This is a genomic window from Bradyrhizobium sp. SEMIA (assembly GCF_014844175.1).
GTDB lineage: Bacteria > Pseudomonadota > Alphaproteobacteria > Rhizobiales > Xanthobacteraceae > Bradyrhizobium > Bradyrhizobium arachidis.
This window is the reverse complement of record NZ_CP046601.1, coordinates 9,190,886-9,211,298: the sequence shown is the minus strand read 5'-3', so window position 1 is coordinate 9,211,298 and position 20,413 is coordinate 9,190,886. Positions and strand designations below refer to the sequence as shown.

The 20,413-nt window shown below is 64.3% G+C and carries 22 protein-coding genes and 1 pseudogene; 12 read left to right on the top strand and 11 right to left on the bottom strand.

Features of this window, described 5'->3' with window-relative positions; all coding sequences use genetic code 11:
* Positions 1 to 76 precede the first annotated feature (76 nt).
* From FOM02_RS44140 to FOM02_RS44120, 4 genes and pseudogenes are all read left to right on the top strand, one after another.
* On the top strand, positions 77 to 529 hold the full coding sequence (locus tag FOM02_RS44140; protein ID WP_027557686.1) for an ester cyclase: 453 nt from the start codon (positions 77 to 79) through the stop codon (positions 527 to 529).
* 191 nt (positions 530 to 720) lie between these two features.
* A pseudogene (gene ada, locus FOM02_RS44130) lies at positions 721 to 1,777 on the top strand (bifunctional DNA-binding transcriptional regulator/O6-methylguanine-DNA methyltransferase Ada).
* A gap of 155 nt (positions 1,778 to 1,932) precedes the next feature.
* A complete protein-coding gene (locus FOM02_RS44125) occupies positions 1,933 to 2,508 on the top strand; it encodes a methylated-DNA--[protein]-cysteine S-methyltransferase (RefSeq protein WP_265441161.1) in 576 nt (191 codons plus the stop codon).
* The gene (locus tag FOM02_RS44120; protein ID WP_027557689.1) at positions 2,505 to 2,987 is read left to right on the top strand and encodes a hypothetical protein; all 483 of its coding nucleotides are present in this window, start codon (positions 2,505 to 2,507) and stop codon (positions 2,985 to 2,987) included. The genes FOM02_RS44125 and FOM02_RS44120 overlap by 4 nt, the downstream gene beginning before the upstream one ends.
* A gap of 12 nt (positions 2,988 to 2,999) precedes the next feature.
* Here FOM02_RS44120 and FOM02_RS44115 read toward each other — a convergent pair whose 3' ends face one another.
* Genes FOM02_RS44115 through FOM02_RS44105 form a run of 3 tightly spaced genes read right to left on the bottom strand, consistent with a single transcriptional unit; the run spans position 3,000 to position 4,046 of the window.
* Positions 3,000 to 3,548, bottom strand: coding sequence for a methylated-DNA--[protein]-cysteine S-methyltransferase (locus FOM02_RS44115; RefSeq protein ID WP_051377916.1), 549 nt, complete (start codon positions 3,546 to 3,548; stop codon positions 3,000 to 3,002).
* A 38-nt stretch (positions 3,549 to 3,586) separates the two neighbouring features.
* The gene (locus tag FOM02_RS44110; RefSeq protein ID WP_027557690.1) at positions 3,587 to 3,841 is read right to left on the bottom strand and encodes a hypothetical protein; all 255 of its coding nucleotides are present in this window, start codon (positions 3,839 to 3,841) and stop codon (positions 3,587 to 3,589) included.
* A gap of 25 nt (positions 3,842 to 3,866) precedes the next feature.
* A complete protein-coding gene (locus tag FOM02_RS44105) occupies positions 3,867 to 4,046 on the bottom strand; it encodes a hypothetical protein (RefSeq protein ID WP_051377914.1) in 180 nt (59 codons plus the stop codon).
* 21 nt (positions 4,047 to 4,067) lie between these two features.
* On the opposite strand from FOM02_RS44105, the gene FOM02_RS44100 reads away from it, so the two are divergent.
* The 5 genes from FOM02_RS44100 to FOM02_RS44080 all read left to right on the top strand — a co-directional run bounded on the left by FOM02_RS44100 (position 4,068) and on the right by FOM02_RS44080 (position 10,306).
* Complete coding sequence (locus tag FOM02_RS44100) at positions 4,068 to 4,223, top strand: hypothetical protein (protein WP_156950867.1); 156 nt, start codon at positions 4,068 to 4,070, stop codon at positions 4,221 to 4,223.
* A gap of 581 nt (positions 4,224 to 4,804) precedes the next feature.
* Complete coding sequence (locus FOM02_RS44095) at positions 4,805 to 5,164, top strand: hypothetical protein (protein WP_027557692.1); 360 nt, start codon at positions 4,805 to 4,807, stop codon at positions 5,162 to 5,164.
* Between the two features lie 101 nt (positions 5,165 to 5,265).
* On the top strand, positions 5,266 to 5,673 hold the full coding sequence (locus FOM02_RS44090) for a FixH family protein (protein ID WP_027557693.1): 408 nt from the start codon (positions 5,266 to 5,268) through the stop codon (positions 5,671 to 5,673).
* Positions 5,670 to 7,118 carry an efflux RND transporter periplasmic adaptor subunit gene (locus FOM02_RS44085; RefSeq protein WP_027557694.1) on the top strand — a complete coding sequence of 483 codons (1,449 nt, stop codon included), beginning with the start codon at positions 5,670 to 5,672 and terminating at the stop codon, positions 7,116 to 7,118. The genes FOM02_RS44090 and FOM02_RS44085 overlap by 4 nt, the downstream gene beginning before the upstream one ends.
* A complete protein-coding gene (locus tag FOM02_RS44080; RefSeq protein ID WP_084334129.1) occupies positions 7,115 to 10,306 on the top strand; it encodes an efflux RND transporter permease subunit in 3,192 nt (1,063 codons plus the stop codon). The genes FOM02_RS44085 and FOM02_RS44080 overlap by 4 nt, the downstream gene beginning before the upstream one ends.
* Before the next feature lie 76 nt (positions 10,307 to 10,382).
* Here FOM02_RS44080 and FOM02_RS44075 read toward each other — a convergent pair whose 3' ends face one another.
* On the bottom strand, positions 10,383 to 10,748 hold the full coding sequence (locus tag FOM02_RS44075; protein WP_028146310.1) for a hypothetical protein: 366 nt from the start codon (positions 10,746 to 10,748) through the stop codon (positions 10,383 to 10,385).
* Between the two features lie 227 nt (positions 10,749 to 10,975).
* Between FOM02_RS44075 and FOM02_RS44070 the strand changes: the two genes are divergently transcribed.
* The gene (locus FOM02_RS44070; RefSeq protein ID WP_027557696.1) at positions 10,976 to 12,598 is read left to right on the top strand and encodes an ABC-F family ATP-binding cassette domain-containing protein; all 1,623 of its coding nucleotides are present in this window, start codon (positions 10,976 to 10,978) and stop codon (positions 12,596 to 12,598) included.
* Positions 12,599 to 12,602: 4 nt separating this feature from the next.
* Here the strand turns inward: FOM02_RS44070 and FOM02_RS44065 are convergent, their stop codons facing one another.
* From FOM02_RS44065 to FOM02_RS44045, 5 genes are all read right to left on the bottom strand, one after another.
* A complete protein-coding gene (locus tag FOM02_RS44065) occupies positions 12,603 to 13,010 on the bottom strand; it encodes a hypothetical protein (protein WP_028146309.1) in 408 nt (135 codons plus the stop codon).
* Positions 13,011 to 13,112: 102 nt separating this feature from the next.
* A complete protein-coding gene (locus FOM02_RS44060; RefSeq protein WP_027557698.1) occupies positions 13,113 to 14,096 on the bottom strand; it encodes a glycerophosphodiester phosphodiesterase family protein in 984 nt (327 codons plus the stop codon).
* Positions 14,097 to 14,230: 134 nt separating this feature from the next.
* Entirely contained in the window at positions 14,231 to 14,425 is a 195-nt protein-coding gene (locus FOM02_RS44055) for a hypothetical protein (RefSeq protein ID WP_265441160.1), read from the bottom strand.
* A gap of 64 nt (positions 14,426 to 14,489) precedes the next feature.
* Positions 14,490 to 14,723 (bottom strand): hypothetical protein, encoded by a 234-nt coding sequence (locus FOM02_RS44050; RefSeq protein WP_265441159.1) that lies wholly within the window; start codon positions 14,721 to 14,723, stop codon positions 14,490 to 14,492.
* A gap of 88 nt (positions 14,724 to 14,811) precedes the next feature.
* The gene (locus tag FOM02_RS44045) at positions 14,812 to 15,924 is read right to left on the bottom strand and encodes a DUF937 domain-containing protein (RefSeq protein WP_027557700.1); all 1,113 of its coding nucleotides are present in this window, start codon (positions 15,922 to 15,924) and stop codon (positions 14,812 to 14,814) included.
* Between the two features lie 259 nt (positions 15,925 to 16,183).
* On the opposite strand from FOM02_RS44045, the gene FOM02_RS44040 reads away from it, so the two are divergent.
* Positions 16,184 to 16,537, top strand: a complete 354-nt coding sequence (locus FOM02_RS44040) for a DUF3551 domain-containing protein (RefSeq protein ID WP_322596941.1) — start codon at positions 16,184 to 16,186, stop codon at positions 16,535 to 16,537.
* A gap of 127 nt (positions 16,538 to 16,664) precedes the next feature.
* On the opposite strand, the gene FOM02_RS44035 is transcribed toward FOM02_RS44040, so the two are convergent.
* Complete coding sequence (locus FOM02_RS44035; protein WP_027557702.1) at positions 16,665 to 17,681, bottom strand: methyltransferase; 1,017 nt, start codon at positions 17,679 to 17,681, stop codon at positions 16,665 to 16,667.
* Positions 17,682 to 17,706: 25 nt separating this feature from the next.
* Positions 17,707 to 18,684, bottom strand: coding sequence for a Bug family tripartite tricarboxylate transporter substrate binding protein (locus tag FOM02_RS44030; RefSeq protein ID WP_051377912.1), 978 nt, complete (start codon positions 18,682 to 18,684; stop codon positions 17,707 to 17,709).
* A 172-nt stretch (positions 18,685 to 18,856) separates the two neighbouring features.
* Between FOM02_RS44030 and FOM02_RS44025 the strand changes: the two genes are divergently transcribed.
* A complete protein-coding gene (locus FOM02_RS44025) occupies positions 18,857 to 20,413 on the top strand; it encodes a winged helix-turn-helix domain-containing protein (RefSeq protein WP_027557704.1) in 1,557 nt (518 codons plus the stop codon).

Sequence of the window (20,413 nt, the reverse complement as noted above, 5' to 3'; positions counted from 1 at the left end):
CCTAGACATTGCGGCGATCGCCAGTCGATCCATGAGTCTGCAAATCATGAGTCCTGCAAATGAAGGGTGTTTTTCCATGAGCAAGCTAGAGGATAACAAGGCCGTCGTTGGCCGTTGGTTCACCGAGTTCTGGGGCGAGTCCGTCAATCTCGGCGTCATCGACGAGATTGCAGCTCCCGACATGCTGCTCAAATATTCGCTGCATGAGCCGAGGCGTGGCCGCGCCGACATCAAGGCGTTCATGACCGACTTCCGCGCCGCGTTCCCCGATCTCAACTTCTGGGGCACCGCGGAGCTGATCGCCGAGGGCGACTATGTTGTCGGTCAATGGGAGGGCGGTGGTACCCACACCGGCCCGGCCTTCAACGATTTCCTGATCGGCGGCCTGCCGGCAGCGACGGGCCGCAAGATGCGCTTCACGGGTACCACGGTGCTCAAGGTCATCGACGGCAAGATCGTCGAGGAGATCGGTCTCGATGACGGCGTCACCGCACTGACCCAGCTCGGGTTGCTCAAGGCGGCGGCCTGATCGGAACGCTTCTGCACCATCGGCATATCCGATGTCGTTGAACGAGGCTCGCACGTTGTGCGGGCCTCGTCTGCTGTTGCGCGCCAGGCGCATGTGATCGCTTGCACATTGTCGGAAATCGGGTGGCGGCGTCTCCGGCATGGTGGAAACTAATGCCTATGACTGCAGCGTCCGTTCAGTTCCGAAGGCAGATGCCCTTGCCGGTCGCGGATGATCCGCGATGGGCCCGCGTGCTTGCGCGCGACAAGGCCGCGGATGGTCATTTCTGGTATTCCGTTTCGACGACGGGGGTCTATTGCCGGCCGTCATGCCCTTCGCGCGCGGCGAACCCTGAGAACGTCCAGCTTCACGACAGCCTGGCGGATGTCAGCGACCGGATTTCGGCCGTGCAGGCGTTGCAATCCGGACGCGCCTTCGGTCGAAGCCGGGAATGCCGCGCTGGTCACCAGGGTTTGCCGCATCATCGAGACGAGCGAGGAGGAGCCGTCGCTGGAGGATCTCGCCGCGGCAGCCGGCTTGAGCCCCGGTTATTTTCATCGAATCTTCAAGGCCGCCACCGGGCTGACACCGAAGTGCTACGCAGCTGAATTCCGCGCCAGGAAGGTTCGGGAAGGTCTGGCGTCGTGCAATTCCGTCACCGAGGCGATGTACGACGCCGGCTTCAATTCAAGCGGGAGGTTCTACGAAAAGTCGACGGGGATGCTCGGCATGACGCCGTCGCAATATCGTGCCGGAGGGGCGAACGAGGAGATCAGGTTCGCGGTTGGTCAAAGTTGTCTCGGGCCCATCCTGGCCGCGTCGAGCCGGAAGGGCGTGGTTGCGATTCTTCTCGGTAATGACGCGGATGAGCTGGTCCGCGATCTTCAGGATCGCTTCCCCAAGGCGCGCCTGATCGGCGCCGACCGGGACTATGAGGCGATGGTCGCGCGCGTGGTCGGCCTCGTGGAGGCGCCGGAGATCGGTCTCGATCTGCCGCTCGACATTCGGGGCACTGCGTTCCAGCAGCGGGTCTGGCAGGCGCTTCGGGAGATTCCTGTCGGCGCGACCGTCTGCTACGCCGAGCTCGCGCAGCGGATCGGGGCTCCCAACGCTGTGCGCGCCGTTGCCGGCGCATGTGCGGCCAACAAGATCGCGGTCGCCATTCCGTGCCACCGCGTGATCCGCAACGACGGGTCGACCTCCGGATATGCCTGGGGCGTGGAACGCAAGCGGGCCCTGCTCGACAGGGAAACCTCGCGCGCCGGCTGAACGCGCTACGCGGCCAGGTGCCATCGCGCATCGCCCGTGTCTACCTCGCGCGGAAGCTCGACCGGAGCTTTTCTCAATTTGAAAGCAAGCATCGGAGTTTGAGCAGGAGCGCGTGCGCGTAGCTTCGATCATGAGGACAAACAAGGAGCGACACCATGAACCTCAGGACATCCGAAGCCGCCTCGCGGTTGCTGCCCGCAGTCGAGCCCGACAGCACGGTGACCGACGTTCTTTTTTTCGGGGGCGCCGACACAGTTCTAGGCAAGGTGCTGCTCGCCCGCAGCGCCAAGGGCGTCTGTGCCATCCTGCTCGGCGACGACACGACCGCCCTTGAGACCGATCTCGCGGCGCGCTTTCCCGAAGCCACTCTGATTGCGAACGAAGCGATGGTCCGCGATGACCTTGCGAAGGTGGTCCGCTACGCGGAGAAGCCCTCCAAGGGCCTCGACCTGACGCTCGACATGCGCGGCACTCCGCTTCAACGCCGCATCTGGGAGCAGATCCGCACGATTCCCGTAGGCAAGACGAAGAGCTATATGCACGTGGCGCGGCTGATCAACTGCGTCTACCCGCGCGTCGCCGCCCGCGTGGTGGCGAACGCCTGCGCCGCCAATCCGATCGCGCTTGCGGTCCCGTGCCACCGTGTCATTCGCGCCGACGGCGAGCTTGCGGGTTACCGCTGGGGCATCGGGCGCAAGCGCGAGCTGCTTCGGAAGGAGGCCGAGGCATGAAACTCGTCAGGCTGGATGGCGACAGGATTGGTCTTTTCGTGCTGCTTCCGACGGGGCCCCATGCCATCGATATCGCGAACAGTCTCGGTGTGTTTCCTCACGATCCGCTGTCGAACGGTCTTCTCAACGGCGCGCTGAAGGACGGTTGCGATTGGTCTGTCATCGTCAAGCATTGGGTCCATCTGCGCTGGCCGCTGAAGAGGCTGCAAAGCATCGCCCTGGCGAATCCCGACACGCCTCGTCTCGTCTTGCTGCCTCTTGTCGACGCCACGGGCACGGCGAGCACGGCCAATCCGATCATTGCCATCGAGGTGACGGATATCGAGGGCGTCGAACGGCATGATCCGACTGGCTGGCACACCATGCAACGGCAGTTCGCGCTGCCGCCGGGGGATGAAGCCGTGCGGCAGTCCGCGGCAGACGAGACCGTCAGGGTGATCGACTTCCGATCGATCGAACAGCGGCGCCATCCCTCGTAGACGAGGGCGCTTTCACAGCTCCACGGGGAGGCGGAGCTCGCGCACGAGAAGCGCGCGCTTTCGCCCCACGCCCCATCGATACGCGCCGATATCGCCGCGACTGGTCACGGCACGATGGCAGGGAATCCCGACAGCGATCCTGTTTGCGAGGCACGCGAGACTGACTGTTTCAGGCGTATGTGGCGCGCCCAGTCGCTGCGCGATCTGCTCATAGGTGATGAGATCGCCGGCAGGGACGCTCTGGAGGACCTGCCAGACGCCGACCTCCGCGGCCGTTCCGACCAGATTCAGCGGCACGCTGATATGTGCGCGGGGTGTCTCGACGACGTTCACCGTCTGGGCGCCGATTCCTTCGAGCTCGTAACCGCCATAGGTCGGCTCCTTGTCGGGAAATTCGGATCGTATCGCCTGGTCCAGCTCCTCGCGGGTGTTGCCGAGCAAAATGGCGCAGATCCCGTTCGGCGAGACCGCGGTCAGAACGAAGCCCAGCGAGCACCTGGCCGTGACGTAGTGGAAATAGTCGTTGCCGCCAGAGCGGTAGGACGTGTTTTCGTTCCACATAGGGAGAAGTCCTTAGAGGGCGATTTGGCGAGGCCGATCTATCGGCGGAGCTGAACGACGTTGGCGCGGAGCGGAGGGGTGGCATCGGCGTGAGGCCGGGGCTCTGCAAACAGCAGCAAGTCCAGCCGCGCCCTCAGTGCCTCGGCTTGTCGGCGGACATCCGGGTCGTTCGGGGCAAGGAAATCGGCGAAGAGGCTGACCGGCGCCTCCTTCAGGAGCGTCTGCACATCGGCTCGCAGGAATTGTCCGCGTGCGGCGGCCAACGTGTAGAGATTGAGGGGCGAGAAGCTCATTTGGCGGTCTCCGCCGGCGCGTTTGCTAGTGGGTTTTGACGCGTTGTCCCGCGCCGTCGAGATGGGCCTTGCCGAGCTCAAGCGAGAGGTCCTCGGTGAGGCTGAACGAGATCTTGAAACCATCCGGAGTTCCGATCGTCAGGATGCGGAGATTGTCCGGACCGAACTCGATCTCGAATTCCCGGAGCGGATACGTGATCCGCATGCTGGGTCGTTGTGGGCGCGCTTGACAGCGCTCGATGCCATCGCGGGCAGCGTCATCAGCAGCGCCGTCACCGTCTCGATCTTCAGGATGATGCCGATCTCGCGGTTCGCGATGTCGACCACGATGAGCCTGACCGCAGTGCCGTCTGTCGCAGTCTCGAAGTTGACCAGTTTCTGAATCTCGATGTCGGTTGTCATGTCGCGCCTCTCTGCTCCTGCGGCGCGTAGCGCGCCTGCGCGTCGTCGGCACTCCGCTTCTTCGCTTTAAATTCCGGACGAATCCGATTTGGGAGCACGATCCGGAGTGGCCGCCCGCGACGGTCGGTCCAGGCTCCCTGTCCTTGGTCAGCAAGGGAGTCGAGGAACGATGTCGCTGAGAGATTTCAATGCGATTGCGGCTGCGCGGGGGGATGGCCTGGATCCGAAGCTGCGCGAGCTGCTCGAGCGGGCTGCCGTGTCACCACATTCCGAGCTGGTGGTGCGGCCCGATGGAATGCTCCAGTCGGGTCCAAATCCGGGATCCGCGGAGTTGGAGAGAGTGTCGGCGGTTGTGGTCGACCTTCAGCAGCTTTTGGCGACCCGCGCGAGGTGAGGGCGAGTTCGGGGTGCAGATCAGGTCATCCGGGACCGTGCACTTGCGGAAACCCCCGTCCACGGCAAACCTGTCGTTAATAGTTTGCCGACATCCCCCTGCGAATCTGGCGCAATCGTGATGGCCGGACGATTTGCACGGTTGCTCTTGTCGTGACAAAAGGGGCCATGCATCCGAGGAAGGTCTTCAACTGGCTGATCGCACTCGCCGTGGCGGCGGGGCTCCTTGCGGCGCCCCTGTCGGCTCCGGCGATGGCGGCATCGCAGATGGCGGCCGTCACCGACGAGATGCAGGCGATGGCGGACGATATGCCATGCTGCCCCGATCAGCAGGACCAGAAAGCCCGGGATTGCGGGTCCTGTCCCTTCGTCGCGCTTTGCATGCTGACGATCACCATGCCGCCTCGCGGAGACGGCGCGCTGGTCGATCGCATGGTCTCGCGAGGCACTTTCGCTCTGCCTGACGATCTGCTGATCGATGGACTCGGCGAACATCCTCCGGATCACCCACCTCGAATCAACGTCTGACCGGCGCCCCGGTGCCGGAGTGTTGACGCGCGGCCGTTGAGGACGCGCGTCGAAGCTTGCCGCTTCGGCGGCCCATCAGACGTTTCGAGGAACATGACATCATGAAGACTACCTCTGCTGCGCGTGCGTTTGCCGCCGCGCTGCTCGGCCTCACCATCATGGGAGCGCCGAAGCTCGCCTTTGCCGGCATCAAGGACTACGAATTCCAGCTCGTCGAGCCGTCCGTCCAGGCCGGCGCCGACAGGATCGTCACGGTCAGGCTGGTGAACAAGACGACGGGGAAGGCGGTGCCGGACGCCGTCATCTTCGCCTCTCGCCTCGACATGGCTCCGGACGGCATGCAGGAGATGGCCACCAAGGTGACCGCCATGCCGGGCACGGAGCCGGGGACGTACCGCTTCAAGGCCACCTTTGGCATGGCGGGGCGCTGGCAGCTCTCGCTTGGCGCCAAGGTGCAGGGCGAGACCGGCACGGTCGAAAGCAAGCTCGTCGTCACGGCGCAGAAATGAACCGCGCCATCGCGACGGGCGCGGCCGCTGCGATTTGCGCAGCGGCCGGCGCCGCCTTTCTCGTCGGCGGAATGCCGCGAGGAGGCTCGTTCGCCGCCCAGCCAATCGTTTCAGCCGCGGCAGCCGCCGAGCGCGGCGAGCCGATCTATTACTGGGATCCGGACGGCAAGCCGTTCTACTCACTCACGCCGAAGACGACGCCCGATGGCCGCGCTTGGCGCGGTGTGCCGGCGGGCGCCGACGTGAGCTTCGACGATCCCGAGGACGCGCCGGTGGACACCAGGGCTGCCGACGCGAAGGCCGAGCGGAAGATCAAGTACTATCGCAACCCGATGGGGCTGCCGGATACCTCGCCGGTGCCGAAGAAGGACCAGATGGGGATGGACTACATCCCCGTGTACGAGGGCGAGGACAGCGACGACGGCTCGGTGAAGCTTTCACCCGGCAAGATCCAGCGCACCGGTGCGAAATCGGAGCCGGTGGTGCGGCGGCCTGTCAGGTCGATCATCCGGGCGCCGGGGACCATCCAGGAGGACGAACGGCGCGTCTCGGTAGTGGCGCTGCGGTTCGAGGGCTTCGTCGAGAGCGTCGCGAACGTCACGACCGGCGATCATGTTCACAAGGGCCAGCCGCTCCTCAACGTGTACAGCCCGGCGCTGTCGAGCGCCGCCGCGGAATATCTCTCCGCCATCAGCGCCGGCGCGACCGGAAAGGAGCTCAAGGGCGCGCGTCGCAGATTGGAAAATCTCGCGACGCCCGAGCCGGCCATCAGGGAGCTCGAGCGCACCCGGGACATCTCGCTGTCGATTCCGTGGCTCGCACCGCAGGACGGCGAAATCCTGGAGCGAAACGCGGTGAACGGGATGCGCGCCGGACCAGGGGACGTTCTGTTCCGGATCGCCGACCACCGCCTGGTCTGGGCGCTCATCGATGTCGCCGAGCGCGATCTGACGCAGGTTGCGGTCGGCACGCAAGTGACCATCAGGCCGCGCGCGCTCGCCGGCCAGAGCTTCGACGGCACCGTGGCGCTGATCTATCCCCATCTCAACGCCGCGACGCGAACCGCGCGCATCCGGATCGAGGTGCCCAATCCCGACGAGGTGCTGCGGCCGGAGATGTATGTCGATGCCGAGATCCAGGCCGGCACGCCGGGACCGGTACTGACGGTGCCGGAGAGCGCTGTGCTCGACAGCGGAAGCCGCCAGGCGGTTCTGGTCGACAAGGGCGAGGGACGCTTCGAGCCGCGGGACGTGAAGCTCGGCCGTCGCGGCGGCGGGCTCATTGAGGTGACCCAGGGCGTGTCGGAGGGCGAAGCCGTCGTCACCTCGGCCAATTTCCTGATCGATGCCGAGAGCAATCTGAAGGCCGCGCTGAAGGGGTTTGCCGAGACGCGCGGCGACAAGCCGGCCGAGCCGGCGGCCGGTGGCATGGGAGCGCGGCCATGATCGCCCGCGTCATCGTCTGGTCGGCGCGCAACCTGCTGCTGGTGCTGTTCGGCACCGGCTTCGCCGCGGCTGCGGGACTCTACGCGCTGGTCCACCTGCCGCTCGATGCCATTCCGGACCTCTCCGACACACAGGTCATCGTCTACACGGAGTATCCGGGCCAGGCGCCGCAGGTGATCGAAGATCAGGTCACATATCCACTCGCGACCGCGATGCTGACGGTGCCGAAATCCAAGGTCGTCCGCGGCTTCTCCTTCTTTGGGGTCTCGTTCGTCTACGTGATCTTCGAGGACGGCACCGACATCTACTGGGCGCGCTCGCGGGTGCTCGAGTTCCTGAACGGCGCGGCGTCGCGGTTGCCGGCGGAAGTGACGCCGACCATCGGTCCGGACGCGACCGGCGTCGGATGGGTCTACCAATACGCCGTGATGTCCAAGGAGCTCAATCTCGCGGAGACGCGGACCATTCAGGACTGGAATCTCAAATTCGCGCTCGCCAAGGCGGAGGGCGTCGCCGAGGTGGCGAGCGTCGGCGGCTTCGTCAAGCAGTACAACGTTGTTCTCGATGCGCAGCGGATGCGCGACCTCGGCATCACCATGCAGAAGGTGCGGGACGCGATCCGCGCAAGCAACGCCGACGTCGGCGGGCGGACCGTCGAGCTGTCCGAGTTCGAATACATGATCCGGGGGCGCGGCTATCTCAAGAGCATCGACGATCTCGGCAACATCGTCCTGAAGACGGACAGGGGCACGCCCGTGCTGTTGCGGGACGTCTCCCGGGTCGAGCTCGGCCCTGACGAGCGGCGCGGCATCACCGAGCTGAACGGCGAGGGAGAGGTCGCCAGCGGCATCGTGCTCCAACGCTTCGGCATGAACGCGCTCGACGTCATCGAGAACGTCAAGAAGCGGTTCAAGGAGATCGCGACCAGCCTGCCGAAATCGGTCGAGATCGTTCCGGTCTACGACCGGTCGAACCTGATCTACGCGGCGATCGATACGCTCAAGCACACGCTTATCGAGGAGAGCCTCGTCGTCGCGCTGGTGTGCGTCGTGTTCCTGCTGCATGTCCGCAGCGCGCTCGTCGCCATCCTGATGCTGCCCGTCGGCGTGCTGATGGCATTCGGGGCGATGAAGCTGCTCGGGATCGGCTCGAACATCATGAGCCTCGGCGGCATCGCCATCGCGATCGGTGCCATGGTGGACGCCGCCATCGTGATGATCGAGAACGCCCACAAACACCTCGAACGCGCCGGGCCGGGCAAGTCTCGCATCGCCATCCTGGTCGAGGCCGCCTCGGAGGTGGGACCGGCGCTGTTCTTCAGTCTGCTGATCATCACCGTGTCGTTCATGCCGATCTTCACGCTGGAATCGCAGGAAGGGCGGCTGTTCAGCCCGCTTGCCTTCACCAAGACCTTCGCGATGGCCGCCGCCGCGCTGCTCTCGGTGACCCTTGTGCCGGCGCTGATGGTGATCTTCGTGCGGGGGCGGATCGTTCCGGAGCACCGAAACCCGATCAACCGCGTCCTGATCTGGATCTATCGTCCCGTCATCAAGGGCGTGCTGAGGGCGAAAACACTCGTCGTGCTGCTCGCCATCGCGGCGCTCGCGGTGACGATCTGGCCCGCGCGCCAGCTCGGCACCGAGTTCATGCCCAACCTCAACGAGGGCACGCTGCTCTACATGCCGACGACGCTGCCGGGCATCTCGGTCACCAAGGCGGCCGAGCTGATGCAGACGCAGGACCGGATCATCAAGTCGTTTCCGGAAGTCGCGTCGGTCTACGGCAAGGCCGGCCGCGCCTCGACGTCGACGGATCCGGCGCCGACCGAGATGTTCGAGACCGTGGTCAATCTCAAACCGAAGGAGCAGTGGCGGGCAGGGACCACCATCGACGGACTGATCGCCGAGATGGATCGGGCGCTGCAGTTCCCGGGCGTGTCGAACGCCTGGACGATGCCAATCAAGGCGCGCATCGACATGCTTTCGACCGGCATCCGGACGCCGGTGGGCGTCAAGGTCATCGGCACCGATCTTGTCGAGATCGACCGGCTGGCCAAGCAGGTGGAGCAGGTGCTGCGGGCGGTGCCCGGGACCTCGTCCGCCTACGCCGAACGTGGCATCGGCGGCTACTACCTCGAGATCACGCCCGACCGATCGGCGCTCGCGCGCTACGGGATCATGGTCCAGGACGTTCAGGACACCATCGCCGCCGCGCTCGGCGGTCAGACCGTCACCACCACCGTCGAGGGTCGGCAGCGCTTCACCGTCAACATGCGCTACCCGCGCGATCTCAGGGACAACCCGAACAAGATCGCCGGCGACATTCTCGTTCCCATGCCGGCAGGCGGCGCCGTACCGCTCGCGGAGGTCGCGACCGTGCAGCTCGCCCGCGGCCCGACATCGATCCGCACCGAGAACGCCCAGCTCGCCACGTACGTCTATGTCGACATCCGCGACCGCGATCTCGGCGGCTATGTCGCCGATGCCCAAAGGGCGGTCCAGGCCGGCATCCAGTTTCCGCCGGGATATTACGTGGTCTGGAGCGGTCAGTACGAATATCTGGCGCGGGCCGCCGCCCGTCTGAAGATCGTCGTGCCGGCGACGCTGCTGATCATCTTCCTGCTGCTGTACCTGAATTTCAGGTCGATCACGGAGACGCTGATCGTCATGCTGTCGCTGCCATTCGCGCTGGTCGGCGGGCTCTGGCTGATGTGGTGGCTGGGGTTCAATCTCTCCGTCGCAGTTGCCGTCGGGTTCATCGCGCTCGCCGGCGTCGCCGCCGAGACCGGCGTCGTGATGCTGATCTACCTCAACCATGCGCTTGCGGAGATCGAGCAGCGCCGCGCCGCCGAGGTGCGGAGCCTGAGCCGGGCCGACCTGCGGGAGGCGATCATGGTGGGAGCGGTCGAACGGGTCCGGCCGAAGATGATGACGGTCGTCGCCATCATGGCGGGATTGCTGCCGATCATGTGGAGCACCGGCACCGGCTCCGAAATCATGCAGCGCATTGCCGTTCCCATGATCGGCGGCATGATCTCGTCGACCTTGCTCACCCTGATCGTGATCCCGGCGATCTTCGGGCTGGTGAAGGGCGTCCGATTGCCGCATGAGAACCAGGACCGGCAATGTCATCCGCCCGAAGCCCATCAGGCAACGAGCGATCGGCTGGAGCGGTTATCCGCGAGATGATCGCTCCCGGCGCTCTATAATGATCGGGAAAAAATGGCATCAGCCGGAACGTTCGCGGAGATGATTGAGTTGAAAATCATGGACGTTGCGGCACGGCTGATGGCCTGAGGGAAATGACTCTGCGGCGGATTCGCAGCACAGCCGCTCGAGGATCATGATGTACAGGACTGCGATATACGATGAACTGCAGCAGGTGGAGCGCGACGTCGTCGAAGGCGAACGGCGGCTCGCAGAGCAAGAGGCGCTCATTGTCGAAATGAAGCAGCAGAATGAGGACACGGCCAAAGCAGAGGCCGAGCTTGAACGAATGCGGGAAGAGCAGCGATGCCGCGATCAGGACCGGCAACGCCTGCTCTCGCTGCTGCAACCCTGAAATGATGCCCGCGATGAATCCCGTCACGGTCGTGGCGGCAATGTCGCGCGATGATCGAGCGAGCGTCATTTGCAGCGCTCGACGCTGATGTTTGCTGGTGACGGCAGGGACGAGGGCTCGCTTCAGGCCAGAAGCGGACGCCGGGCCAGCAGTCAGCCCGGCCAGAACGGCGCCTGAGAGCGTCGGGACCGATGGTCGGAGGTCGGCCTGGCGGTGAAATCCGTACCTCGCCGGGCTTCCCCTGGGGCGCGGCATGGACTATCACGCTGCAACGCAAAAATCCCCAAAAAGACCCCATGATCCGCCTCGACAACGTCAGCAAGCAAGCCGGCCACCAGATCCTGTTCATCGAAGCCTCCGCGGCCCTCAACAAGGGCGAGAAGATCGGCCTCGTCGGGCCGAACGGCGCCGGCAAGACCACGCTGTTCCGCATGATCGCCGGCGAGGAACTGCCGGACGAAGGGCAGGTCTCGACCGATCGCGGCATCACCATCGGCTATTTCAACCAGGACGTCGGCGAGATGTCTGGCCACAGCGCCGTGGCCGAGGTGATGAATGGCGCGGGTCCCGTCAGCGAGGTCGCGGCCGAGCTGCGCGCGCTCGAGGCCGATATGGCCGATCCTGACAAGGCCGACCAGATGGAGGAGATCATCGCGCGCTATGGCGAGGTGCAGCACCGCTTCGAGGAGCTCGACGGTTATGCGCTGGACGGCCGTGCGCGCGAGGCGCTGTCCGGCCTCGGCTTCAGCCAGGAGATGATGGACGGCGACGTCGGCAAGCTCTCGGGCGGTTGGAAGATGCGCGTGGCGCTGGCGCGTATTCTCCTGATGCGGCCCGACGTCATGCTGCTCGACGAGCCGAGCAACCATCTCGACCTCGAAAGCTTGATCTGGCTGGAGAAATTCCTGCACGACTACGAAGGCACGCTGCTGATGACATCGCACGACCGCGAGTTCATCAACCGCGTGATCTCCAAGGTGATCGAGATCGATTCCGGCTCGCTCACCACCTATACAGGCGATTACGAGTTCTACGAGCAGCAGCGCGCGCAGAACGAGAAGCAGCAGCAGGCCCAGTTCGAGCGCCAGCAGGCCATGCTCGCCAAGGAGATCAAGTTCATCGAGCGCTTCAAGGCGCGCGCATCGCATGCCGCGCAGGTGCAGAGCCGGGTGAAGAAGCTCGACAAGATCGAGCGTGTCGAGCCGCCGCGCCGTCGCCAGACGGTGGCCTTCGACTTCCCGCCGGCGCCACGCTCGGGCGAGGACGTCGTCGCGCTCAAGAACGTGCACAAGGGGTACGGCAGCAAGCGCATCTATGACGGCCTCGATTTCATGATCCGCCGCAGGGAGCGCTGGTGCGTGATGGGCGTCAACGGCGCCGGCAAGTCCACGCTGCTCAAGCTCATCGCGGGTGCGAGCGAGCCGGACGAGGGCACGGTGGCGCTCGGCGGCAGCGTCAAGATGGGCTATTTCGCCCAGCACGCGATGGACCTGCTCGACGGCGAACGCACCGTGTTCCAGTCGCTGGAAGACCAGTTTCCGACCGCGGGGCAGGGCTCCTTGCGCGCGCTCGCCGGCTGCTTCGGCTTCTCCGGCGACGACGTCGAGAAGCGCTGCCGCGTGCTCTCAGGCGGCGAGAAGGCGCGCCTCGTGATGGCCAAGATGCTGTTCGATCCACCGAATTTCCTGGTGCTGGACGAGCCGACCAACCATCTCGACCTCGCCACCAAGGAGATGCTGATCACGGCGCTGTCGGATTTCGAGGGCACCATGCTGTTCGTCTCGCATGACCGCCACTTCCTGGCGACGCTGTCGAACCGCGTGCTGGAGCTGACGCCGGAGGGGATCCACCAGTACGGCGGCGGCTACACGGAATATGTCGCGCGCACCGGGCAGGAAGCGCCGGGGTTGCGATCGTAGCGAGCTACGTCAGGTTTCGCCGAAACCACTCCAGGCGCTTTTGCTCTTCTTCGGGAGATCGACGTTCCACGAGCACGAAGCCCACGAGGCGCTCATCCTGATCTGACCAGAAGCTGCCGTACCATTGGGGGGCGGCGAAGACTGTCACGGCAACCAGCTCCGTGGGATGCAACTTCTCCAGTGCGGACAGCAACAAAGGGAAGCCGCGTGTGACAATGCCGGCCTCCGTCGTGGTCGCCTGTCGTATTTTGTAAATTCGAAGCCAATGCTGTGCCGACGCAACGTTCGCTTCCTCTCCCGCCGGAACGATCCTGATCAGGTCAGGCTGACCCAGGAAATCAAGAGCTGCCTCGGTATCTTCGTCCGCTGGCAGCGTACCGATCATCTCGGCCAGCAATTCGACTGTCGTCACCGCAGCATCTCTCCGAGGAGCAGCTACAGTAACTTTCGTGCAGAGTTTGCCAAGGCATGTGATGCCGTTCGTTTCGCACTAGGAAGCGCCGGGGTTGCGGAGCTAGTCCTTGCTCTTGCCCGGAATCGTGGCGATGGCCTCGATCTCGTTGGTCCATATCCCGCCGGAATAGCCGCGCGGGAGCCGGGCGAACAATTCGGGCGTATCGATGCCGGTGGAGAATTCGCCGCCGCTGTAGGGGCCGAGCACGAACACCGTGCTGTTGGCGCCGGTCATGCGGCCAAGGAAGCGATCGGGCCAGCCCCACAGCCAGGGGGCGACGTTGACCGGCACGAGCACCATCGCGTTGTGGCAGGCGGCGGGCACCAGGCCGGTCCAGCCATAGCCGATATAGCGGATCAGGCAGCTGCGGATGGCCGCGCGCGAAATCGTGCGGACATCGGGGGTGAGGCGGCGGACCTCCGCGATGGGCTCATCACCGCCATAGACCATGATCGCCCGGCGTCGCGCGGCCGGCAGCGCATTCAGTACGCCGGCAAGTTTCTCGCCTTCACTGGCGTCCCGGCTCTTCACGTTGATGAGGAGTTTCTTGTCGGGGAAGGCCGCGAAAACTTCTGCCAATGTCGGCATCATTCCGATGCCCTTGCCGCGAAACGGGAAGGTCTTGCCGCCGTCGGCGGTGTAGCCGTAGCCGATATCGAGCTTCTTCAGCTTCGCCATGCTTTGCGCGCGCGTGACGCCCTGGCCGTCGGTGCGGCAATCGAGCGTCCAGTCGTGGAAGACGGCGAATTCGCCGTCGGTGGTCGGGTGCACGTCGAGCTCGACGACGTCGGCACCAGCCTCGAAGCTGGCCCGCATCGAACGCAGGGTGTTTTCGAGATAATCGTGGACCGGCGGCAGCATCCTCGTCGCGGTGCAGGTGTCGTTCTTCACGTCGCGCTCGTCGAAGCGCTGGGCCATGCCGCGATGAGCGAGCAGCACCGGCTTGCCGTCGCGATGCGGTGCCAGAAGGCTGGTGTTGTCGAGGTAGACGCCTGTCGCAACAGCGATCAGGGCTGCCGCTGCGAATCTGACTTTCCGGCCCACTAGAGATTCCCCATTCCGCGGTCATCGTCGACGGCGTTTGAGGTTGATTTGGGGCGGTCGCCGCGCATGGGCGTTGTCCGCGCTTAAACCAAGCGCGCAGAGTGCGGAGCGGTTGGCTGTGCGGTCCTCCGAGATCAGATGCCGAGCGCGCTGGAGATTTCGCCGAGGGTTGCTTTCTCGGCGTCGCTGACCTGAACGCCTCCACCGAACCAGCCTCCGCCTTCCGATGCAGCCTCAGCCGTCTTTTGACTGATTTGACGCAGCCAGTCCTTGAAGGCCGCGGCATCACCTGGCGCTTTTGCAGCAAGCAGCGTGGCAACCTCGCGCAACGAGTTGATCGTCTTGCTCTTGATCTCGGCCGGTGCGCTCTGGCCGAGTTCTGCCTTCAACCCGTCATGAGCGACGGCCCGGCCATCGCTCGTCTGAGTCGGCGACCACAGCCTTTACCAAAGGGTTGGCATTGGGATCGGTGGCCGCCTGGGCGAGCGCGGTGCCGCCGGCAAACGATTCCTTCAGAAGGCCGAACAATCCGCTCGGTGCGGCAGCCGTGATCGCCATGCCCGCATTCATCGGGCTTCTCAAGAGGAGCGCCCATTCATCCCTCGTGAAATTGGTCTTGTCGGCCATGAGTCTTCTCCTTTCAACCTGCCGGACGGGAGGCTGCGAAACACCTCCCGTCGCTTGAGGTGTGGCGAGTCTTGTTGCGTGTGGCGTCTCAGACTTTCGCCAGCTCGTCGAGCTTGGCACGAAGATTGTCGATCACAGGCTTTGCGATCGTGCCGGCCGGCGTCGCCGAGACCTTGTCGCACATCTCATTGATGGCCGGCGCGGCCGCGACGATCAGCTTGGCTAGCGCGCGTCGTGCTTCTGGCGAAAGCTTGGCCGCCCGCGCCGTGATGCCATCCAGTTGTGAGATGGCGTCGTTGATCTTCGGCATGGCCGCCTGCGCGCTGGCTTCATCGGTGATGGTTGGCAGTTGAGCCTTCAGCGTACCAAGGGACGAATTGACCTGGTTCGCCAGGTTCACCCCGTCAACGGTCAAATCCGCGGGTGCCATGCCGACGGTTGCGGTCGAGGGCCGCGTGGCAGTTGTACTCTGAGCGACCGTCTGCTCGGTCGGACGTTGAAGCGCATATAAGAAGGCAAAACCACCAAGGATAGCCAGCGCGACAAGCCAATACGGCCATTGCGTCCGGCCGGCGGCGATGGCGGCCTGGCTCGCGGCAGTGGCGCCGGAAGCGCCGGCGATCCGGCTCCCTGTGGCGGCGGCCGTCGCCATTCCACTGCGCGTTTGGTCGATCAGGCCCAAGGCGCTGAGTTGATCACCGAGCCCCGAGGGGATCGCCGCCATGAACTGATCTTTCTGCGATCGCAGAAGTGATGCCAGTCCGTTTGCATCTACCCCGGCGTCACGCTGCTGCCGACCGAGCATACCCAGGACCAACGGGCCCACCACGGCGAGCAACGACTTGCCGCCGGCATCACCCGTTCCCGCGAAGTTGCCGATCGCTTGGCCCATGGTGTCCATGGTTCGGCCTCCAAGCAGTCCGGACAACATGCTCGAACCCATCTGAGCAAGGCCCGGAGCGCCGGAGCTGTGCAGCAGATCGATGGGATTGCTGCCTTGCTGTTGGGACAGCAGTTTTGACAGTTGATTGGCGCCAGCCGGGGTTCCAACCAGATCGGACAGGCTGGCGAGTATTGTCGGGATGGCCGCTACAGCGGCCTTCTGCGCAGTGCTTTGGTCCATGCCGAGAAAGGAGGCGATCTTCGCGATGACTTCAGGGGTCAAGAGCTGTTGTACAGCTGAAATGAGATTGACGGCCATGGCGGTCTCTCCACTACGTTGCAGGTGTGTTGGCTGCCCCCATAGTTCGATGTGACAGACGTCGATGGTTCCCAACGTCACGCAAGTTGAGATTGCATAAATCGTCCGGCCCTTTGATCCAGATCAATGGTCTCCGGTGCCGGTCGAATGTGAAGAGTTCCCCATCCGGCGAATCTAATTGAGAGGCATCGCTAATTCGCCGATGAGCCAAAGCGGCTATCGTGATGCTCTCACGTAACTTTGCGAGCAATGCAGGTGGATGGAAACGCCGCAAAGCGTCTCCGTTCGACACGCGAGCGGCGGTAGAACCGGTAACCTGGATGACCCATTCGAGGAGGTGGCGATGCGGATGCTCCGTTGGCTAATCCTGAGCAGTGCGATGATCCTGGTGATCACCTCGGCTACTGCTCAAACTTTCGATCCCAGGTCCCCTGTCTGCCTGCAGAAATGGGAGTGGGGTGGCAGCACCTATTTCGAATGCGCCTATACGACATGGGATCAGTGCCGGGTGGCGGCGATCGGACTTGCCGCGATGTGCCTGGAGAACCCTTACTGGCGGCGACCGCAGCCGAGGCTGTCAGGGGGCCGCCTGCGTCCTTCTGCCCCATACTGATGCGGCTTACTGACCTCGACGTGGCCCGTCCTGGGTCACTCGCAACCCGGCGATCAAGTCGCACCACATTTGTTAGCGCACCGACAGCATTCGTGACGGCGCACGGGTCGGCACGACCCTGGCCGCCTCACTCATCGACCTTCCTGAATTTGATCAAGCTGAACGAACCGATATCGGTCGTCCCCACGAAAGCGAAGCCGGCCAGGACAGCGAGCCCGCGGTACTCGGCTTCAGTGCGCTCGCAGCCGCCGGGGCCACGCAGCATATTGAGGTCGCTCATGATGCAGGAGCGGTCCTTGGGCTCTGTGGTGGCACGCTCCGGCATGATCCGCTCGACGAGGATCAGCGTGCCGCTCGACGGCAACGCCTGGCGGCAGTTGCGCAGAATGGCCTCGCAGCGGTCGTCCTTCCAATTGTGCAGGATGCTTTTCATCAAAATGGTGTCGGCCCCGCTTGGGACGATTTCGAAGAAGCTGCCGGCGACGAACCTGCAGCGGCCGGCAATGCCGAGCCGGCCGAAGCGTGCGCGCGCGTCCGCCTCGCAGCGCGCGAGGTCGAGGGTAATGCCTTGAAGATGGGGATTGCGCTCGAGCACGCCGCCAATCAATTCGCCGGTGCCGCCGCCGACATCCATGACGACGCGTGCGGCGGTAAAGTCGTGGGCCGCAACGATTTTCGGCACGATGCTTCGGGTGAGGCTGACCATTGCCGCGTTGAATCGACGGTTCCACTCCGTCGCGTGGCCTGTCACGGCATAGCGGTCGTCACCATCGCCACGCAGCTGCGTCGCAGTCTTTCCGGTGCGAACCGAATCGAGCAGTCCGCTCCAGGCTTGCGCGAGCATCTCGCCCTCGAACAGCACCCAATCCTTGAAGGACGGCTCGGCGCGCTCGTCGAGCTGCCGGCCGAGCTCGGTCATGGCGAAGCGGTCGTGGTCGGCCTGCCTGCACAGGCCAAGCGTCGTCAGGCCGATCAGCAATCTGCGCAATGCGCTCTCGTCGGCGGATACCAGACGGGCGAGCTCGGCCACCGATTTCGTCGCGTCGCCGATGGCCTCGGCGAGATTGAGCTTCGCGGCGGTATAGATCACCGCTGTGATGCGATGCGACTGCACCAGATCGTGGACGGATGCCGGCTGGTTCATGTGTTGCCTCCCTGGCAAACCCGCGTCAATCGGTCGGCACGAACCCGGTTGCCTGCACGATCGCCTTCCAGCGGTCGGATTCGGATGCGATCAGCCGGGCGAAGTCTCCCATCGCGATCACGTCGGGCTCGAAGGCCAGCTTCGCCATTCCGGATCGGACCTCGTCGGTGCGCACGGCCACCTGGATCGAGGCATTGAGCTTTTCGACGATCGGCGCCGGCGTCTTCGCCGGAACGAAGAATGCAAACCATGTGAGGTCCTCGAGCGCCGGGTAGCCGGCTTCCCGCATCGTCGGCACCGCGGGTACGAACGGGCTGCGGCGTGGCCCGGTGGTCGCCAGCGCACGAAGATCGCCGGACTGGACCAGCCCGAGCGCGCTGCCGATCGGCATGACGGCCGCCGCAATCACGCCCTTGACCAGATCCTGGATCGCGCCACCGCCCTGATAGGGTACGTGAAGAAAATCGAAGCCGGCGCTGCGGCCAAGTGTCGTACCGAGAAAATGCAGCGTGGTTCCGGCGCCCGGCGTGCCGAAAGTGGCGAGCTTCGGATTGGCGCGGCACCAGGCCACGAAATCTGCCAGCGTCTTGACATCGGCCGGCACCTTTGGGCCGACCATCAGCAATGTCGGGGTCGAGGCGACGGTCGACACCGGCGTGAAATCGCTCGGCTGGTATCGCAAGCTCCGATAGACGTGCGGAAAGAACATCATGAAGCCCAGCGGCGCCAGTAGCATGACCGATCCGTCGGTGTCGGCATTCTTCACCGCCTCGACCGCGATGCGGCCGCCTGCGCCCGGCCGGGTCTCGACGACGATGATTTCCGCATAGTCGCTCATCTGGCCGGTCACGAGCCGCGCCAGGGCGTCCTGCAGTCCCGGCGTGAAGCCTGTCAGGACATGCACGGTCTTCGCGAGCGGCTGCGCGAGCACCGGCGCTACGCGATCCGCGACAGCGAGCACGATGCCGGCCGATGCGGTCAATACGTCACGACGTGTGATCATCACCTGTCTCCACGACCCGATCCAATGCGTCCGTGCAGGCTCTACCTGCGGGTGTAGCATTTCAGGAATGAACGAAACAGGCTTTCCCGGCGGCTTACTTTTTCCTTACCGGCCGCTTATTCTTGAGCGCGAGCAACGGAATATCGGCCATGGAACGCGGCGGGGACTTGGCTTGCGCTATTCGTTCGACGATTTCTCTCTCGACACCGATCGGCGCGAACTTTGCCGTGGTGCCGACGTCATCGCCATCGCGCCCCAGGTGTTCGACCTGCTGGGATATCTGATCGCCAATCGCGAGCGCGTCGTCAGCAAGGACGATTTGATCGACGCGATCTGGCAAGGCCGCGCCGTATCTGACGTCGCTCTGACCACCCGGCTCAATGCAGCGCGGAAGGCGATCGGCGATTCCGGAGACGAGCAGCGGCTTATCAAGACCTTTCCACGCAGGGGTATCCGCTTCGTCGCGACTGTGCGCGAGGCGCTCGGGCCGGCAACAGCAGCCGCCAGCAGACCGCCCACTCCCGCCGCGGGCAAGCCGTCGCTCGTGGTCCTGCCCTTTGCCAATGTGAGCCCCGATCCCGCGCAGGACTATTTCGTCGATGGCGTGACGGAGAGCCTCACCACGGACCTGTCGCGGATGGCCGGCATCTACGTGATCGGCCGGAACACCGCCTTCACGTTCAAGAAGGCGCAGGCCGATTTGAAGCAGATCGGCCGCGAGCTCGGCGTTCGCTACGTGCTCGCTGGCTCGGTGCAGCGGGCGGGAAGCCGGATGCGCATCAACGTCCAGCTCATTGACGCCGAGACCGGCAATCATTTGTGGGGCGAACGGTTCGATAAGGAGGTCGCCGACCTCTTTGACATGCAGGACGAGATCGGCGCCCGCCTTGCCAATCAACTTGGAACCGAGCTGGTCGTGGTGGAGGCCCGGCGCGCGGCGACGATGCCGAACCCTGACTCGATGGACCTGTACTTCCAGGGCATGGCCTATCTGAATCGCGGAACCGATCCTGCAACCCTGTCGCAGGCTCGTCCGTTCTTCGAACAGGCGCTCCGCCTCGACGCCACCAACGTCGAGGCCATGGTGGGCATCGCCGACGTCGATGCCATGCGAGCGACGTCCAGATTGATAGACCGGACGGTGCCCCTGCGGGCGGTCGAGGAGTCCTTGGTGCCGATACTTGCCCGGGCGCCCAATCACGCGAGAGCGCATTGCCTGATGGGTGTCGTCCAGATCTTCACCAGGCGCGCCGCCCAGGGCATTGCCGAATGCGAGCGGGCCTTGGTGCTGGATCGAAACCTGGCGACCGCCCATGGGTGGATAGGGCTCGGTAAATGCTATCTCGGCCGAGCCGAGGAGACCGAAGCCCACATCATGGAAGCATTCAGGCTTTCGCCTCGCGACACAAAGGCCTCGTCCTGGATGAATACGGCAGGCGTCGCACAATCCTATCTCGGAGCGGACGAAGCTGCCGCGCGATGGTTCAAGCGATCGATCGCGATCAACCGGAACATCGCTCCGTTCGTACATTTCTTTCTCGCAGCCGCGTTAGCTCATCTCGGGCGGAACGACGAAGCACGGGACGTCGTGCAGGCGGGGCTCAGCCTCACGCCCGGGTTCAGCATCGCGCAATACGACGTGAGCTCTCCAACCGATAACCCAATCTGCCTGAAACAGCGAATTCGCGTCGCCGAGGGTCTACGCAAGGCAGGCCTTCCTGAGGCGTAA